Origin of the sequence: Muriicola sp., assembly GCF_049669965.1 — a bacterium.
GTDB lineage: Bacteria > Bacteroidota > Bacteroidia > Flavobacteriales > Flavobacteriaceae > Muriicola.
Genome location: NZ_JBATLB010000214.1, coordinates 13,032 through 30,932, shown reverse-complemented (window position 1 = coordinate 30,932; position 17,901 = coordinate 13,032). Strand labels below are relative to the sequence as shown.

Below are 17,901 nucleotides of genomic sequence, written 5' to 3'. Positions count from 1 at the left end.
CACGCATCTACCTTCGGCAGGTTCTTTGTTCCCTTTGGTAACATACTGTTGCCACTTGTATTATGGCTCGCCAACAAGAATGATTCGCCTTTCGTAGATTACAATGGGAAACAAGCGCTAAATTTTCAAATAAGTCTAATTCTGTATTCTGTTGTTTTAGGAGCGCTCTCCATTCCTTTCTTTTTTGGTTTCTTTCCAGATCTGTTCAATCATGGTTTTATTAATTGGGGCGATTGGGGTCATTTTAACGGACCGAATTTTAATTTTGATTGGGACGATTTTCCTTTCGGGCGTTTTTGGCCATTAGGCTTTGCCGGACTTATCCCTGTGGCACTATTTATTGTCAATGTAGTATATACCATTCTGGCAACTTTACGGACCAATGAAGGACAGACATTTAAATACCCTATCACTATCAATTTTATAAAATAATGAAAAAAAGCATCGTCATTTTTGTGTGTTTGTTCCTGCCATCCCTGGCACTAACCATATATGGACAGCATTCAGAGAACACAGAGCTCTACAAAATTCTGAAAGAAAAGGATAGTCTTCTCTTTCACGCAGCCTTTAATACCTGTGATCCGGAAACCATGGCTTCCTTGTTTACAGAAGATTTTGAGTTCTACCATGATAAAGGCGGAGTAACCCTTGGCAGGGATGAATTTTTGGCCCCTATGGTTGAAAACTGTGCACAACAAGATAAGAACGCTTTACAAACCTCCAGGCGGATATTGATAGAAAACAGTCTCAGTGTCTATCCCCTCAGAAAAGATGGGATGTTGTACGGCGCCATACAAGAAGGCGTTCACAGATTTGAATTTTTAAATGAGCAAAAACAATATCAACAAGGCGATATCGCAAAATTTACCCACCTCTGGATCATTACAGAGGGGGAATGGAAAATAAAACGGGAGTTAAGCTATGATCATCAAGCGGCTTCTACCTATCAAATCGAATAAGTAACATACAATTTCATCAATCAATCACAGAGTTTATTCATCAAAAAGTATCCAATGAACTATCAAAAAACGAACAGTTAACCCAGTGCTGAAAAAAGTTCGGCTCATCACCGAACAGCATGTAACAGAAGAAAAAATTATGAATATAGAAAACACAAAAGCACAGATGCGCAAAGGTGTGCTAGAATACTGTATCCTGTCTATCTTACAAGAAGAAGACAAGTATACCTCAGAGATTCTGGAGACGCTGAAAGATGCAAAAATGCTGGTGGTAGAAGGAACCATCTATCCTTTGCTTACCAGACTTAAAAATGCGGGATTGCTGAATTACCGCTGGGAGGAATCTACCTCCGGGCCGCCCAGAAAATACTACGGGCTTACAGAGACGGGTAAATTGTTCCTAAGAGAATTAGATACCACTTGGGACGAGTTAAGAAATGCCGTGAATTTGGTTACCAACGCTAAAACAACGAAAAAATGAACAAAACAGTCAATATAAATCTCGCCAATGTCCTTTTTCATATTGATGAAGAGGCATTTAAAAAACTACAACGGTATTTGGAGGCCATTAAAAGGTCCTTCTCCGGAACAGCTGGTAGTGAGGAGATCATAGCCGATATTGAGGCCAGGATCGCCGAACTATTTCAGGAACGCATGGAGAACGATCGGCAGGTGATTACCATGAAAGAAGTAGATGCCGTCATTAAGGTGATGGGGCAACCCGAAGATTACCGGGTAGATGAAGATATCTTTGAAGATGTGCCAAAGGCTGGCCCTACTACTACCTCAAGGCGTACCAAAAAACTGTATCGGGATATAGACAATAAATACCTGGGGGGGGTATGTGCAGGTTTGGAACACTATTTTGGGTTTGATGCCTTATGGATCCGACTCATATTTATTTTCCTTGCCTTATCTACAGGCTTTGGTTTTGTGGCCTATATCTTACTATGGATCCTGGTACCGGAAGCGGTCACCACCTCGCAAAAGCTTGATATGAAGGGAGAACCCGTCAATATCAGTAACATTGAAAAAAAAATTAAAGAGGGATATGAAGATGTAGCTGAAAAGGTAAAGGGGGTAGACTATGACAAAATGGGGACCAGGGTAAAAAGCAGCGGCCGTACTTTTTTTGATGCCTTAGGTAACTTTATTATGTTCTGTTTTAAAGTATTTGCCAAATTCATCGGGATCATTCTGATCATTACAGGAGCCGCCACTCTTATTGGTTTGTTCATAGGGCTGTTTACGGTAGGGGTCCTGGATGTTATTCATATTCCCGGAATTGACTTTTACGAAATGGTGAATGCCACCGGAGCACCTGTATGGCTCATCTCGCTACTAACATTTTTTGCGGTGGGAATCCCTTTCTTTTTCCTGCTCTATCTGGGCCTGAAAATTTTAGTAAACAATCTAAAGTCTATTGGAAATGTTATAAAATTCTCCCTGTTGGGATTATGGTTGATCTCCATTATTAGCCTTATTGTTTTTGGAATAAAAGAGGCCTCGGCACATGCTTATTCCGGCAGCACCACTGTAAAGGAAACCTTGTATTTCCCAAGGGCACAGGATACTCTTATGATCCGGGCCACCAGCAGTGAATTCTATGAAAATCAGGAAAACGTTGGAATCAATAATATGACGATAAGCTATGATGAAAATGGAGATCGTATCTTGTTCACCGATGATATACGCTTCGATATTAATAAGTCGAGCGACTCTCTCTCCTACATCAGGATCCGGAAGGATGCCAATGGCAGTTCTACCTCTGATGCCAGGGAACGGGCAGGAAACATTCAATATTCCTATACCCTTGAAGGAAACACGCTTGCTGTGAGCAACTACCTTTACACGCCTATCAAAAATAAGGTAAGGGACCAGGAGGTGCGGGTATCCCTATCCGTACCGGCAGGGACCTATTTGAGGTTTGATGCCGGAATGCGCAGATATATGGGCCGTATTACGCGCTACGACAGGGATATGTACCGTGGAAATATCGTAGATCATTTGTGGCAGATGGGGCTAAACGGTGAATTGGAATGCCAGGATTGTGAAGAAAATACCAAGGGGTTGCGATGGAATGACAACAACAACGAGGGCCGCATCATTATTGATGAAGAAGGGATCGATATTAACGTAAAGGATAGTGGCGATTCCTTTAAGTTGAAAATCGATGAGAACGGGGTTGAGATCAAAGCAGATGATGGTGGCCAATAAGATAACAACTCATCCGTCTTTATCTACAACTGGGTAATCAAAACTACCCGGATTACTCAATAGAAAATATATTTGACCTATCAATAATTACTAATGAACCGAAGGAATACAAAGCTATTCCAAATAAAAAACAACATCATGACAACACTAGCTAGAATTGCAATTGCCGTACTCGTGGCCCTCTTCTTATCTTCTTGTGCCTTTGATATGAACTTTGGTGAAGGAAAAAGAGGCAATGGAGAAATCGCCAAAGAAACCAGAGAAGTATACGAGGAATTTACAGAGATTTCTGCCTCTGAAGGATTAGATGTTTTTGTAACTCAGGGAGACGACTTTTCCATTGAAGTGGAGGCCGATGAAAACATCATGGAATTGATTGGCACCGATATTAAAAATGGAAAACTTAAGATCCACGCCATTGAAAACATTGGCAGAGCCACTAAAAGGATTTATGTGTCCTTGCCCGCGGTAACCGGACTCTATGCTTCCAGTGGTGCCGATCTTCAAACACAAAATGTAATAAGAGCGAACAAGATCTCTTTGGATGCGAGCAGTGGCGCAGGGATCAAAGTAGCAGTAGTTGCCGAAGAGGTAGATGCAGACACTAGCAGCGGTGCAGATATCAGGATAGAAGGAGAAGCTGTGTTGTTCTATGCAGATGCCAGTAGTGGCTCTGATATTAAAGCAAAAGACTTTGCCGTAAGAACCTGTCATGCCGATGCCAGTAGCGGGGCAGATATACGGGTTAATGTTTCTGAGACCCTGGTGGCCGATGCCAGTAGTGGTGCAGACATATCCTATTCTGGCAATCCGGACGTTCAAACACAGAAATCCTATTCGGGAAGCGTGCGAAAAGATTAAAGGCTCTTATAACCAAACACAGCCAAAAACCCTGAATATTCCTTCAGGGTTTTTTTATGGTGTTACGTCGCTTTGTTTATCTTAGGGTCAAAATTCACCCATGCAGCTCAAACTATCTACGCACACACTACAACTAAAACACACCTTTACCATTTCAAGGGAATCACATGTAACCCAGGATACCCTCATAGTACATCTTAGTGACCAAAATAAAACAGGTTATGGGGAAGCCACCTCTAATCCGTATTACGGACATACCATGGCAAGTTTAAAAGCAGAAATTGAAGCCATCAGACCTGACATAGAACAGTTCAATTTTACCGAGCCCACTCAATTTCATGCCTGGCTGTCCAAAAAAAAACTGAGTTCCTTTGCCTTGTGTGCCTTAGACCTTGCGGCGCATGACCTTTATGGAAAACTCAAGAACAAACCTTTATATGAGCTCTGGGGCACCTCTATAGATAGCTATCCCTTAACCAACTATACCATTGGAATTGATACCATTGAAAAAATGGTTCAAAAAATGAAAGAAAAACCCTGGCCCATTTACAAGATAAAACTAGGAACCAGGGAAGATGTGGATATTGTAAGGGAACTGCGCCGTTTTAGCACGGCTGTATTCAGGATAGATGCAAATGGGGCATGGACCGCGTCCCAAACAATCGCCATGGCACCGACCCTCAAAGAGTTAGGAGTTGAATTTATAGAACAACCATTAAAAGCCGATGATTGGGCCGGTATGGAGAAGGTAGCACATCATTCGGTATTACCGATCATAGCCGATGAGAGCTGTCTGGTAGAGGCAGATGTGGATCATTGTGGACTGCATTTCAATGGTATTAATATAAAGCTTACCAAATGTGGCGGACTGACACCGGCACTTAGGATGATAAAGCGGGGTAAGGAACTTGGACTAAAGATCATGGTTGGCTGCATGACAGAATCTACGGTGGGTATTTCAGCCATCGGACAGCTCTTACCTCAACTAGATTACGTGGATATGGATGGTCCCTTACTGATCACTAACGACATTGCCAGGGGTATTGAGATACTAGATGATGCCCGTATTGTATTCCCTACCTTAGGCGGCAGTGGTATAACGCTTCTGTCATGAACATAAAGGTATCCTCATATCCTGGAAGGATCATCAACACCGATGACCAATCGTACCTTTATTTCGGTGGCACTTCGTATTTAGGTGTACATTCGGATATGGAGTTTCAGGAAATGGTCTTGCAGTCCGTGAAGCAATTTGGCTCTAATTTTGGAGCCTCCAGAAGGTCTAATGTGCAGTTTTCAATATATGATGCCGCAGAAGCTTATTTAGCAGCATGGGTAGGAAGTGAGGCATGTCTTAGTATGTCTTCTGGGTATTTAGCAGGACAATTAATCGCCAATCATTTCAACAATAAAGAACATCGCTTGTTCTATGCCCCAAACAGCCATTCTGCCCTATTTAAAACACAGGCTAAACCTTATACCACTTATACTACTCTGAATATAGCTTTAAGGGAGCACCTGGAAAAAAAACGAAAAGAGACCCCGGTCATATTTCTTGATTCCATAGATTTCTCCGGATGTAATTATCCCAATTTTCAAATACTGCGCACACTACCCCTGGAATCCTGTATTCTGGTGGTTGATGACTCCCATGGTATCGGCCTTGTTGGGGAGGAAGGTGCCGGGGTCTACAGATCCGTTTTAACTATTCCCAGCCTGGAACTTGTTCTTTGCGCCTCTTTGGGAAAAGCTCTGGGGCTGCAAGCGGGTGCTGTTTTTGGCAGTAGGGGGAGAATAGAATCTTTGAAGAGTACCAACTTCTTCGGAGGAGCCAGTCCTGCTGCCCCTTTTTATATGGCCCATTTTATGGCAGCCAAGACTTTATACAGTGAAAAAAGGAAGTTATTACAGCAAAACATCCAGTATTTCCTCTCTTTACTCAAGAATAAAAAACGCTTGAATTACATGCCTAATTATCCGGTATTTGGCTTTTCGGATCCTCAACTTACTGAACATTTAAGAAAAAACAAGATTGTAATTACAGATTTCAGATATCCCTCAGAAGACACCTTTGCCACCAACAGAATAGTACTTACCGCCGGCCACACCAAAGAAGATATTGCCTCCTTAGCCAATGCACTCAATGCTTATGAATAAGAAGGCATATTTATTTGTCCTTGAAGTAAAAATCAAATATTTCCAATTCAATAAAAAAATTAACAAAAATATTGTATCTTAATTGTGATTCTTGAAGCACTAAATAATTTTACTATGAAAAATACAATTAAGATCGCAGGAATGGCAATTATCTTACTAGTTGCGGTAACTGTTCTATCTTCCAAACCAAATACAATGCATTCCATGCAAGGCGTTTGGGAACTGCAAAGTTTTTCAAATTGGAACGGGGATAAAATTGACACTATAGCCAAGGACCCGGGTTACCGGCAGGTAAAAATGTATTATAACGGGAAGATCATGTGGTCTCGCTGGGTTCCTGGTGATAAACAGGGAAGGTTTGGTTATGGATCGTATCACATTACTAGCGACGAACTTCATGAAACCATAGAATATGGAGATTATGAAATGATGCAGGCTCTGGATACGATGCGTCTCTTTGAATTTCAATTAGATTTAAAAGAGGATACCTTTAGCCAGATCTCTATGGATCAGGATGGAAATCCTACCTCCTCGGAAAATTATATACGGATCGACTAAGGATTCGGTCTTTAGAACAAAAAAAACCCCGATTCGGGGTTTTTTTTATAATTAGTAGACTGTTTCTTAATTAACCTCAGCGTGGGTTTCAATGGTTGCTAAATACCTTTCTGCATCCAAAGCAGCCATACACCCTGTACCTGCTGCCGTTACAGCTTGCCTGTATTCCTTATCCTGGACATCGCCACTGGCAAACACCCCTGGTTTAGAGGTCTTGGTAGATTTTCCCTTGGTGATCAGATATCCCGTCTCATCCATTTCTAATTGTCCCTTAAATATTTCGGTATTGGGTTTATGACCTATGGCAACGAAAAAACCTGTGATAGGAATTTCTTCTTTTTCCCCAGTCTGATTATTAACCATCCTGAGTCCTTCTACCACTTGTTCTCCTAAGATCTCATCTACCTCTGTATGATAACGGATATCAATATTTGGCAAACTTTGTACCCTGCGCTGCATTGCTTTTGAAGCTCTCATTTCATCACGACGGACAAGCATGGTTACCTTCTTACAAATATTTGCCAGATACGAAGCCTCTTCTGCCGCAGTATCCCCGCCACCTACAATGGCCACCTCTTGTCCTTTATAGAAAAAACCGTCGCAGACCGCACAGGCCGATACCCCGCCGCCACGGAGGCGTTGTTCACTGGGGATGTTAAGGTACTTGGCCGTTGCTCCGGTAGAAATGATCACCGTCTCGGCCTCTACCACCTTGGAGTCGTCAATGGTCACCTTGTGTATCCCCCCTTTTTGAGTACTAAAGTCAACAGACGTTGCCATCCCAATACGCACCTCGGTTCCAAAACGTTCGGCTTGTTGTTGTAGTTGTATCATCATTGTAGGGCCGTCTATCCCTTCAGGATAGCCTGGAAAGTTATCAACCTCGGTAGTGGTTGTTAGCTGTCCGCCAGGTTCCATCCCAGTGTACATCACAGGTTTAAGATCTGCCCTGGCTGCGTAAATAGCCGCGGTGTAACCGGCCGGTCCCGATCCCAAAATAAGGGTCTTAAGTCGTTCTATCTTTTCTGACATATTTCAAATTTCATTCAAATTAACAGGGTATAAAAGTAGGATATTCATCAAAAACCTGCCCCTAAAAGTTATTAAAAGTTTTTATAGGGACATAGACCTTTCTTGCGGGCTAATCCCTACAATTTGATCCCATAGGCCAGGTCGCCTGCATCGCCTAATCCAGGTATAATATAGCCCTTACTGGTGAGTTCATTATCTATAGCCGCTATCCATAAATTAGTATTTTCGGGGAATACAGAAGATATGTGCTTGACACCTGCTTTAGATCCAATAACAGATATGATATGGATCTGTTTGGGCCTGCCGTGGCCTTTTAAGGCTTTCAATACATTTTCCAGGGTTTTGCCTGTGGCGAGCATGGGATCGGTAAGGACAAGGATCTTTCCATCCAGATCTGGGGCGGCGAAATATTTCACAATAACTTCAAAAGCATCTCCGCCATCGGGATGATGCCTGTAGGCAGAGATAAAAGCATTTTCAGCATGGTCAAAATAATTGAGAAGGCCCTGATGTAATGGCAAACCAGCCCTTAGTACGGAACAAAGTACAAACTGATCTATGGGAATACCAATATCTCTACTGCCAAAAGGAGTTTTTACCGATTTGATCTTATAATCGAGCGATTTACTCAACTCATATCCCAGGATCTCCCCTATCCGTTCAATATTCCGGCGGAAACGCATCCGGTCTTTTTGAATTGTCTGATCGCGGATCTCGAGCATAAACCGATTCAACAGTGAATTTTGATCCTCAAAGTGATGGATTATCATAACAAGAGTAATTTAATTTAAAGATAATGAATCTACCTAAAGCTTTTTTGAGCCACTTTAATGGTATTATATGCCACTAAAAAAAATTAAATTGTAACATGAGTTACCTTTTAAAGCACCTATTATTCATAACTTTAACAAATAGAACTTCAACTTAATTGTTCTTTGTATGAAGCGACGCGATTTCCTTTCTAGAACCGCCTTGAGTTCCGTGACCACTATCATTGGAACCGAAATTGTCTTTGGAGCTTTGATCCCAAAGGGATATTCTCCCCTACTCTTTCAGGACCCTGACCCATTTACCTTGTTCAAGAAAGACAAGGCTATGGTAGTTCTCAATGATAAACCCTGGAACATGGAGGCTCAGGCCCATCTGTTAGATGATGAGGTTACGCCTAATAAATACATGTTTATTCGGAATAACGGACTAATTCCCGAAGAAATTGATGTTGCAAAATGGACCTTAACTATTGACGGGGAGGCGGTAAAAGCTGCAAAGACCTATTCGCTGGCGGAGCTAAAATCAAAATTCAAATCATACTCCTATCAACTAACAATTGAATGCGGCGGTAACGGACGAAGTGAATTTGATCCACCCGCTAAAGGCAACCAATGGACCATTGGAGCAGTTTCCTGTGCGGAATGGACCGGTGTTCGGCTAAGGGATGTGCTGGAAGATGTTGGGATCACGGATAAAGCTGTATATATAGGCTACCATGCCGCCGATCTGCATTTGAGCAGGGATCCCGGGAAAGAACCTATTTCCAGAGGTGCTCCCATGGTAAAGGCTTTACAGGATGAAACTCTAATTGCCTATAAAATGAACGGGGAAGATATTCCCCTGGCACATGGTTATCCTTTGCGATTGGTAGCAGGAGGATGGCCCGCTTCTGTTTCCGGAAAATGGCTGCAAAAGATCAGTGTGAGAGACCGCGTTCACGACGGACCAAAAATGACAGGAGATGCCTACAGGGTACCATGTAATCCCGTAGCTCCCGGCGAAAAGGTGGACGACAAGGATATGTGTATTATTGAGTCTATGCCCGTTAAATCGCTGATCACCCATCCAAAAACCGGTGCCATGATAAAAAATGGAACGAAATTGAACATAAGGGGGCATGCCTGGGCAGGCGAACAGGAAGTAGCCAAAATGGAATATTCGATCGATTTTGGTGCCTCCTGGCAAAACTGTGAAATAAAGAAACCGAAAAACAGACTCGCATGGCAGCATTTTAGTGCCGCTGTCTCCTTTCCTAAAAAAGGGTATTACGAGGTTTGGGCCAGGGCAACCGACGCTGATGGAACCAGTCAGCCAATGTTATTGCCGGGCTGGAACCCAAAAGGATATTTAAATAATGCCTGCCACCGAATCGCGATCAAGGTTACATAGGGATGGAAGAACACGATAAATTTAAATCTCAGATAAAAAGCATTTACCGGCTTTTAGCTACCCTGATGGTGCTTTTTGGTGTCACCGCATTAGCTATTGTCTACCTGGTTTCAGATCCCACGCTTTCCTTTTTTAAGAAGGAAACAGTAGTTGAAGAATACACGGCGGTAGTTGAGGAAGACGACTTTGATAAGATAGAGAATGGCATTCATCTCCGTACAGGATTTAAAGATGCTGAGGGATTGATGACCGTTGTGAATAACTGTACTAATTGCCATTCTGCAAAGTTGGTTATTCAGAACCGAATGAATGAGGAACGATGGAAAGCGACCATTCGTTGGATGCAGGAGACCCAGAACTTATGGGATCTGGGAAAAAATGAGGAGATCATCGTGAACTACCTTGTGACCAATTATCCACCACAAAATAAAGGAAGAAGAGAAATATTACAGAATATTAGTTGGTATGAACTTAAGGACTAACATCTTAGTTACTTTACTCACCTTAGTCTTGTTTTCTTGTAAGGAGAAAATAAAAGAATCGACTACGGACCAGATGTTATTTTCCAAGCACGTAGTTGACTATTCCGATCTGCTTTTAAAGCAGCACGACACCAGTATTAAGATCATAGATTTCCGTCTTGCTGCCCTATATAATAAAGGTCATCTGCAAGGTGCGGTAAATCTCCACCGATCAGAATTTCAAGACACCTCCTTTCCCTATAATGGAATGAGGATCAACAGAGAAGTTATGGAGAAGCGTTTAGGCCTGGCCGGGATTACTGATAAACACACCTTAGTTATCTACGACGACAAAGGCTTGTCTGAGGCTTCCAGACTATGGTGGTTATTACAACTGCATAATTTTGAAAACGTATATCTATTAAACGGAGGATTACACCATTGGGAGCAAATGGGAGGTAGCCTTAGTACAAGTACCCCCGAGATCAGGGAGGTCAAATTTAAATTTACAGAACAAACCACCAAGCCTATTGTGGTAGGAAAAGAGAAAATTATAGAGGTGATCTCGTCTGATGCTTCTAATGTGTTTGTTGTAGATGCAAGAAGCAAAAAAGAGTTTGATGGATTTTATCTGAAGGAAGGGGCCAAAAAAGCAGGGAGGATCCCAAAGAGTATCAATATTGACTGGGCCGAAGCTATAGACTATGGCAATACTTTCACCTTTAAATCCTTAGCAGAACTGGAAAATATCTACAAAAGAATAGGAGCCTCCAAGGAAGACACCATTATTGTTTATTGCCATACCGGAGTGCGGTCTTCCCATACTACTTTTGTATTAACTGAATTACTGGACTATAAAAATGTTATGAATTATGATGGGTCTTGGGTAGAGTGGAGTTATTTCGATCAGCTCCCTTTTGAAAATGACTCATTGATATTAGCAAAAAATTAAACTATGGAAAATTATTGGAATGCATTTGTAAGTGCCTTTAATGGCAGTGTTTCATGGACGTGGAAATCTATCATCTTTGAGGTACCATGGTACACAAATTATTTTTGGGGATTAATCGCCATCTCTCTGATGGCATGGCTCTTGGAGATCGTCTTTCCGTGGAGAAAAGAGCAATCAATCTTTCGAAAAGACTTTTGGTTAGATGCCTTTTATATGTTCTTCAACTTTTTTATGTTCGCCATAGCGATCAGTGGTATCTATAAAATGCTGGAAGTCCTATTTAAAGATATGGGGATCACCGCAAAAAGTCTTTCGATCATTGATCTTTCCTCCATGCCTATGTGGGCACAGCTACTTATCTTTTTCATCGTATTAGATTTTGTTCAATGGTTTACGCATACTCTTTTACACAAGTATAGCTTTCTCTGGAATTTCCACAAGGTGCATCATTCTGTGAAAGAAATGGGATTTGCAGCACACTTGCGATACCACTGGATGGAGAATATCCTTTACAAACCACTTAAAGTCTTTGGGGTGATGATTTTAGGCGGCTTTGAACCTTCCCAGGCGTACATCGTCCATTTTATTGCCATAGCTATCGGGCATCTTAACCATTCCAATGTGAAAATTACCTGGGGGCCCTTAAAATACATATTCAACAATCCTGTTATGCATTTATACCATCATGCTTATGTGCTGCCTGAAGGTTCTTATGGGGTGAATTTTGGAATAAGCCTGAGTCTTTGGGATTATATTTTCAAGACTAATTACATCCCCGAGGAGAGCGGTAATGTCCCACTAGGGTTTCCGGGAGTTGAGGATTTTCCAAAGGATTTTCTTCACCAGAACGCCTATGGCTTTGTAAAACCTAAAAAGAAAAGTTGAAACAAACTTAAGAGCCCCCGAAAATAAAATCGGTGGCCATTCTCGCATGCAGGTCGGTAGTTGCCAACATAGGAATATCAGCACTATCTGATGACAGGAGCATTGGTAGTTCGGTACAACCTAAAACGATGGCCTCTGCCCCGCGCGACCTTAAGAGTGCAATCTGATGGAGAAAGAATTTCCTGGCTTCATCTGTGAATTGGCCCTGGGTCAATTCCTTTGAAACATAGTGATGAGATTGTATCAATCCTTTGCCTTCCGGGATGATGGTTTCAATATTGTAATGTTGCTGCAAGTATTCGGGGATAAAGCCTAGGGTCATGGTTGGTTTGTTTCCCAAAAGCCCTACTTTTTTAACGCCAAGTAGTTTTGCTTCCCTTCCGGTTGCCTCTGCGATATGCAAGATTGGTATCCCAATCTTGGGCTGAACATAAGAATAGGTCATATGGGGGGTATTGGCACAGATCACCAGGGCTTTTGCCCCAGCTTTTTCCAATTTTTGGGCCACTTCCAGGTATTTGGCATTGATCTTAGCTACATTCTGTTCGCGCATTAGTTCAATATTGATACTGTATATCAGTAATTCAGGATTTCCCTGGGCACCTATAGCTTCTCCTACCATTTCATTGATCAGGCGGTAGTACACAATAGTGGAATGCCAGGAAGTTCCGCCAATAAGGCCTATGGTTTTCATAATTGTTTTTTAAGTATTTACTTTATATTAAAATTCTATTCAAAAAGTAGAATGGGCCTGTTGTTCCTTGCCTGTTCATTGCGGTAATTGTTTTGTGGCATGAGCTTTCTGATGGCTTCCACTTGTTGCAGCGATACCGTGATTGGTTCCTTATAAATAAACCACTTCACATTTTCGGTGCAGGGAGGAGTTGTCAATGATCCTTTATAACTGAAATAAGCCCTGTTTGCGGGTAGATTTAGGTTCATGTCAAAGGCCAGGTCCACTTTCACTGTATCCCCTTCACTCACCGGTAAATATCGTTCCAAAAAGTCAAACGGTTCACTGCTTTTGTCTTCCTTTGCCATCACCGCAAGAACCGCATAATTCCCTGAGGCGTTCTGGTGTACAAGGTGGATCACCATAGGATATCGGATCCCTTCAATTAAGTGCTCTGCAGGTTCATGAAAATGGAACTGCTTCAGTTCAAATCGTTCTCCGTCAACTATGATGTAATCGCCTACCGCAAAATTGTATTGGATGGTATGCCCGTTGTTAATAACGTTAAATATATGGGTACTATCCGCATATATAATTTTCAAAACATCCTTGGAGGTACTTTTGTTGTAATTAACAATGTTGATAGGTGATTGATCAGAACCATCGCAATCTGAATGCTCTTCTATCCTCGCCCAATGCTCCGGACCGGTTTCTCCTTCGTAATTCCAGTGCGAACTGTTTTTGGCCGATGTTTCGGACGAGATCACATTCTTGGCTGGTGGTCCATCAGCAGGTTGTTGTTTGCAAGCCTGAATAGTAAAAACAAGCACAAAAATGTACAGTAGATTTCTCATAGCTCTTGGTAATATTTTGGTTGATAGTAATTTCATGCCAATTTAAACATGATCAAAATACCGGCTATTCTGTGATCTCTTTTGCGAATTGAATACGCCACATACCTCTTAATTGCTGTATATCATAATTAATGGCCTTGTCCTGAGGATACAAGACAGATAAAGTCTCTAATACAGATGGTTCAATGTCTTTTTGAGGCGTACCATGGCATTGAAGACACATGGCATTGGTAGTAATGGGGTAGTAAAAATAGACCTCATCGTCCGTTTCTTTTGTGATGGCACGTATCTCTCCTTTATTGGCCACCTGCCTTTTAAAAGCAGTCATAAATCCAAGTTCTTCCAGGTTTGCCAAATTTGATACGTTTCTGGGTTTATCTGTTACACGTTTTATCAGGACATTCTTCATAATGCCCATACTATCTGTGATTCTTGTTGCCTTGGTTTTACAGAAATCGATTGCTCCTGCCGTACCCTTCTCCTGAATAGCTCTCATCAGGTTCTTTCCAAGTTCGCCCTGGCTGGCCATGGCAACTTCCATCCCTTTCTCCTTGTAAACATCGGATAGGGTTTCCATAGCGGCATTCTCCTCCATCTCATTCATCCCCATTCCTTTCCCCATTCCTTTCCCCATGCCTTTTCCCATGCCTTTCCCCTGACCATGTCCTTTTTGAAAATGCTCCTCAAACCATTCTGGCTGTGGCAGGTCTGTTTCATAAATATAAGTGGCTATATCCTTCATGGCCTCTTCAGAGTAGGGTTGATAGGGCATTACCCCAAATCTATTTAGGGCACCTCTCATTCTCGACTTTTCGGGTTGTGGATCATTCAGCCAATTGATAAGGGCCTTTGTAAATTCCTCTTTAGAAGTTTGTTCATCTATATAATGCATTTTAACTGCAACAAGCGGTGGTGCTATCATAGTTGCCTGAGACGCTTCAGGATTATGACAGATATAACATTCATTCTCAACTATTATCTTTCCTGGATTTGAAGTCGAGTTGATTGCCACTTCGGCCTTAGACGGCTCCAAAGGTTGGTACCCTTTTTGGGAATCTTTACAGGAAATACTGAGGATGATAACAAGGAAAAAGATCAGATAGCGCATAGTCATATTTTTATTACTCTTTTAATTAGAACTTACCCGTTTCCGGAAGTTGATAGCTCGTGCTTTTATTTCCAACGCAGTATACCGCCTTTAAGGTCGTATACCTTTTCAAAGCCTCTGGCAGCTAACTGATGCGCTGCCTTATTACTTCTGTTCCCGGACCTGCAATAAAGATAAAGTGGTTTGCTGCGATCGAGCTTTTCAAATTCCTTATAAAAAGCATCGCCTTTAAAGTAATCAATATTCAGTGCTCTAGCGATATGTCCGCCTTTAAATTCCCGGGCGGTTCGCACATCCACCAATTGCACCTTGTTCATATGTACAGCTTTCTTAAAATCTTCAGTGTTCAGCACTTCCACATTGGAATTCACAGCTGAGTTCGACTTAAATAGTGTTTTAAATAAAGACATAATCATTTTATTTTTTGTTCATCAATTTTGAAAAAGGGAGCAATTACCCTCTTCGATATTGCTCCCTGCATCAATCCAACCAAAAACAACTAAATTGTATTACAACAGGGTTGTCGGACATACATAGTCCGATTTAGCCACTGAAGTTTTAGAAATTCCTTCAAAACCATCAGCAACGTCCCTGAAATTATCCCATCCTCTTTGTTTTAATATAGAGGCCGCGATCATACTTCGATACCCCCCGGCACAATACAGAATAAAAGGAGTGTTTTTTGGAAATTGTGCGAGATGCCGGTTCATCTCATTAAGGGGTACATTAATGGCTCCAATAACATGTTCAGAATCAAACTCACTCTTTTTTCTTACATCAATGACCATCGGATTCTCCAAATAGTCTTTTTCAAATTCCTGAGAGTTTATCCGATCTACCATTTCATATTCCTTCTGAGCTTTTTTCCAACTGTTGAAACCTCCCTTTAGAAATCCAATCGTATGATCATAGCCAACTCTGGAAAGTCTTGTAATGGCCTCCTCTTCCTTATCCGGATAGGTAATTAGAAGGATCTCTTGTTTTACATCCGGGATCATTTCCCCCACCCATTGAGCAAAATTGCCTTTAAGTCCAATATTTATGCTATTGGGCACATGTCCCTTGGCATAATCCTCCGCATCCCTGGTATCTAACATCAGGGCAGTCGTTTCATTGGCAGCTGTTTCAAAGGCCTCAGGAGACAGCGGTCTTTCCCCTCTTTCCATTACGGTATCAAGACTTTCATATCCTTTGATGTTCATAAGAACATTCTGTGGGAAATACCCGGGTGGTGGTGTTAGACCTGTCAGTAATTCCTTGATGAACTCTTCTTTGGTCATATCTGCCCGTAAGGCATAGTTCACTTTTTTCTGGTGCCCCAGTGTGTCTGTCGTTTCTTTACTCATCATCTTCCCACAGGCGGAACCCGCACCGTGATTGGGATAAACTATCAGGTCATCGGCCAATGGCATAATTCTATTTCGCAATGAATCGAATAAATGTCCGGCCAGTTTCTCTTCTGTAAGTTCGGAAACCACGTGCTGAGCGAGATCGGGTCTACCCACGTCCCCTATAAATAAAGTATCTCCCGTAATTAGCCCGTGTTCTTTCCCTTTCTCATCAATAAGTAAATAAGTTGTACTCTCCATCGTATGACCCGGCGTATGAATCACTTTTATCTTGTAATCGCCCACCGTAAAAACCTGATTATCCTTGGCAACTATAGCCTCATACCCTGGCTGAGCGGTAGGGCCAAAAACGATATGTGCCCCTGTCTTTTTTTGAAGATCCAGATGACCACTCACAAAATCTGCATGAAAATGCGTTTCAAAAACATATTTTATCCTGGCATTGTCCTTTTCAGCCCGCTCCATATAAGGACCCACTTCCCGAAGCGGATCAAAAATGGCGGCTTCCCCTTTGCTCTCCAGGTAGTATGCCGCATGGGCCAAACATCCTGTATAGATCTGCTCTATTTTCATACGTATGCTAATAAATTGTATACTTTTCTTTAGGTAGATAAAGTTATAAAGACTTCATTGGTTGATGCGTAACACAGGTTACAAAGCTCTGAAACAATGGGTTGAGGTACTATGACATTTGTCAGTATTCACTCCCAATTAAAAAAGTATTTCCTTGATGAGAATATAAATTCCCATGACGAGTACAAACCAACCAAAGGCCCTTTTGAGACTGCTTCCGTCAATAAATTTAGTAAGCCATACCCCGAGTATGATTCCTATTAAGGAGAAGGATGTAAAACTGAGGAGAAACGGCCAGTTTATCTCCATGGTTTCCACATCTCCGATGAACCCAATAAGCGACTTGATGGCAATGATCAGTAAGGAAGTTGCCACTGCTTTTTTCATGGGTAGTTTAGCGAGAAGAACCAAAGCAGGGATGATCAAGAACCCACCACCGGCTCCTACTATTCCGGTAATAAGTCCGACCACCATACCCTCAAGTATAATCAGAGGATAGTTGTATTTTACGTCGGTATGATCTTCATCACAGTTTTTACCTTTGCCATTGATCATAGAATAGGATGCCAGTAGCATGATCATCGCAAAAAAGATCATGATCCCAATATCTCTGGTTACCGTAAAACTCCCAACCTCAAATAAGTATTCCGGAATGGCGGGAACTAAAAACCTCCTGGTGAGGTATACGGCTATAAAGGCCGGAACAGCAAATACAATGGCCGTCTTAAAGTCTACCAGTCCTTTTCTGATATTTTGAAACGCTCCTAAAAGGGAGGAAACTCCCACAACAAAAAGGGAATAGGCAGTGGCAACCACAGGGTTTATGGAAAGCAGATATACAAATATAGGGACGGTAAGAATGGACCCTCCCCCACCGATGAGACCTAATACAACCCCAATGATAAGGGCACCCAGATAGCCTAAGATTTGCGTAAGATCCACCGTACTATTTTTAGCGAGACAAAAGTAGATCGTCTACAGATGGCTAGGAGTAACCTAAGTTACAGAGCATCTTTATGGATCCATTCATTTTAAGACCTCTCATAGCAAATGAATTTGTTAAAAGGCTATCAGAAACAAACCGGAACATGATAAGTATCAT

20 protein-coding genes are annotated in these 17,901 nt (G+C 41.9%); 12 read left to right on the top strand and 8 right to left on the bottom strand.

The window, feature by feature from the left end; translation table 11 throughout:
- The 8 genes from WBM49_RS11305 to WBM49_RS11270 form a co-directional block, all read left to right on the top strand.
- Positions 1-432 (top strand): DUF4870 domain-containing protein (locus tag WBM49_RS11305; protein ID WP_424372159.1); only part of this gene is annotated, 432 nt, incomplete at its 5' end.
- A complete protein-coding gene (locus WBM49_RS11300; protein ID WP_424372158.1) occupies positions 432-959 on the top strand; it encodes a YybH family protein in 528 nt (175 codons plus the stop codon). The genes WBM49_RS11305 and WBM49_RS11300, both read left to right, overlap by 1 nt.
- A gap of 139 nt (positions 960-1,098) precedes the next feature.
- Entirely contained in the window at positions 1,099-1,440 is a 342-nt protein-coding gene (locus WBM49_RS11295) for a PadR family transcriptional regulator (protein WP_424372157.1), read from the top strand.
- A complete protein-coding gene (locus tag WBM49_RS11290) occupies positions 1,437-3,176 on the top strand; it encodes a PspC domain-containing protein (RefSeq protein ID WP_424372156.1) in 1,740 nt (579 codons plus the stop codon). The genes WBM49_RS11295 and WBM49_RS11290 overlap by 4 nt, the downstream gene beginning before the upstream one ends.
- 138 nt (positions 3,177-3,314) lie before the next feature.
- A complete protein-coding gene (locus tag WBM49_RS11285; RefSeq protein ID WP_424372155.1) occupies positions 3,315-4,037 on the top strand; it encodes a head GIN domain-containing protein in 723 nt (240 codons plus the stop codon).
- A 100-nt stretch (positions 4,038-4,137) separates the two neighbouring features.
- Positions 4,138-5,151, top strand: coding sequence for a dipeptide epimerase (locus WBM49_RS11280; RefSeq protein WP_424372154.1), 1,014 nt, complete (start codon positions 4,138-4,140; stop codon positions 5,149-5,151).
- Positions 5,148-6,194 carry an aminotransferase class I/II-fold pyridoxal phosphate-dependent enzyme gene (locus WBM49_RS11275; RefSeq protein WP_424372153.1) on the top strand — a complete coding sequence of 349 codons (1,047 nt, stop codon included), beginning with the start codon at positions 5,148-5,150 and terminating at the stop codon, positions 6,192-6,194. The genes WBM49_RS11280 and WBM49_RS11275 overlap by 4 nt, the downstream gene beginning before the upstream one ends.
- A gap of 114 nt (positions 6,195-6,308) precedes the next feature.
- Positions 6,309-6,752, top strand: a complete 444-nt coding sequence (locus tag WBM49_RS11270) for a hypothetical protein (RefSeq protein ID WP_424372152.1) — start codon at positions 6,309-6,311, stop codon at positions 6,750-6,752.
- A 66-nt stretch (positions 6,753-6,818) separates the two neighbouring features.
- Here the strand turns inward: WBM49_RS11270 and trxB are convergent, their stop codons facing one another.
- On the bottom strand, positions 6,819-7,784 hold the full coding sequence (gene trxB / locus WBM49_RS11265) for a thioredoxin-disulfide reductase (RefSeq protein ID WP_424372151.1): 966 nt from the start codon (positions 7,782-7,784) through the stop codon (positions 6,819-6,821).
- 116 nt (positions 7,785-7,900) lie between these two features.
- Complete coding sequence (gene upp / locus WBM49_RS11260) at positions 7,901-8,554, bottom strand: uracil phosphoribosyltransferase (protein WP_424372150.1); 654 nt, start codon at positions 8,552-8,554, stop codon at positions 7,901-7,903.
- A gap of 169 nt (positions 8,555-8,723) precedes the next feature.
- On the opposite strand from upp, the gene WBM49_RS11255 reads away from it, so the two are divergent.
- The 4 genes from WBM49_RS11255 to WBM49_RS11240 are packed head-to-tail and all read left to right on the top strand — an operon-like array spanning position 8,724 to position 12,242.
- Complete coding sequence (locus tag WBM49_RS11255) at positions 8,724-9,944, top strand: sulfite oxidase (protein WP_424372149.1); 1,221 nt, start codon at positions 8,724-8,726, stop codon at positions 9,942-9,944.
- A 2-nt stretch (positions 9,945-9,946) separates the two neighbouring features.
- Positions 9,947-10,426, top strand: coding sequence for a monoheme cytochrome C (locus WBM49_RS11250; RefSeq protein ID WP_424372148.1), 480 nt, complete (start codon positions 9,947-9,949; stop codon positions 10,424-10,426).
- Positions 10,410-11,357 carry a sulfurtransferase gene (locus WBM49_RS11245; RefSeq protein ID WP_424372147.1) on the top strand — a complete coding sequence of 316 codons (948 nt, stop codon included), beginning with the start codon at positions 10,410-10,412 and terminating at the stop codon, positions 11,355-11,357. The genes WBM49_RS11250 and WBM49_RS11245 overlap by 17 nt, the downstream gene beginning before the upstream one ends.
- A 3-nt stretch (positions 11,358-11,360) precedes the next feature.
- Positions 11,361-12,242, top strand: coding sequence for a sterol desaturase family protein (locus WBM49_RS11240; RefSeq protein WP_424372146.1), 882 nt, complete (start codon positions 11,361-11,363; stop codon positions 12,240-12,242).
- A 7-nt stretch (positions 12,243-12,249) separates the two neighbouring features.
- On the opposite strand, the gene WBM49_RS11235 is transcribed toward WBM49_RS11240, so the two are convergent.
- The 6 genes from WBM49_RS11235 to WBM49_RS11210 form a co-directional block, all read right to left on the bottom strand.
- A complete protein-coding gene (locus WBM49_RS11235; protein WP_424372145.1) occupies positions 12,250-12,936 on the bottom strand; it encodes an aspartate/glutamate racemase family protein in 687 nt (228 codons plus the stop codon).
- Between the two features lie 35 nt (positions 12,937-12,971).
- Entirely contained in the window at positions 12,972-13,769 is a 798-nt protein-coding gene (locus WBM49_RS11230; RefSeq protein WP_424372144.1) for a carbonic anhydrase, read from the bottom strand.
- 64 nt (positions 13,770-13,833) lie between these two features.
- The gene (locus WBM49_RS11225; protein WP_424372143.1) at positions 13,834-14,877 is read right to left on the bottom strand and encodes a Tll0287-like domain-containing protein; all 1,044 of its coding nucleotides are present in this window, start codon (positions 14,875-14,877) and stop codon (positions 13,834-13,836) included.
- Between the two features lie 65 nt (positions 14,878-14,942).
- On the bottom strand, positions 14,943-15,287 hold the full coding sequence (locus WBM49_RS11220; RefSeq protein WP_424372142.1) for a rhodanese-like domain-containing protein: 345 nt from the start codon (positions 15,285-15,287) through the stop codon (positions 14,943-14,945).
- Positions 15,288-15,386: 99 nt separating this feature from the next.
- Positions 15,387-16,799 (bottom strand): MBL fold metallo-hydrolase, encoded by a 1,413-nt coding sequence (locus WBM49_RS11215; protein ID WP_424372141.1) that lies wholly within the window; start codon positions 16,797-16,799, stop codon positions 15,387-15,389.
- A 138-nt stretch (positions 16,800-16,937) separates the two neighbouring features.
- Positions 16,938-17,741, bottom strand: coding sequence for a sulfite exporter TauE/SafE family protein (locus WBM49_RS11210; protein ID WP_424372140.1), 804 nt, complete (start codon positions 17,739-17,741; stop codon positions 16,938-16,940).
- Positions 17,742-17,901 lie beyond the last annotated feature (160 nt).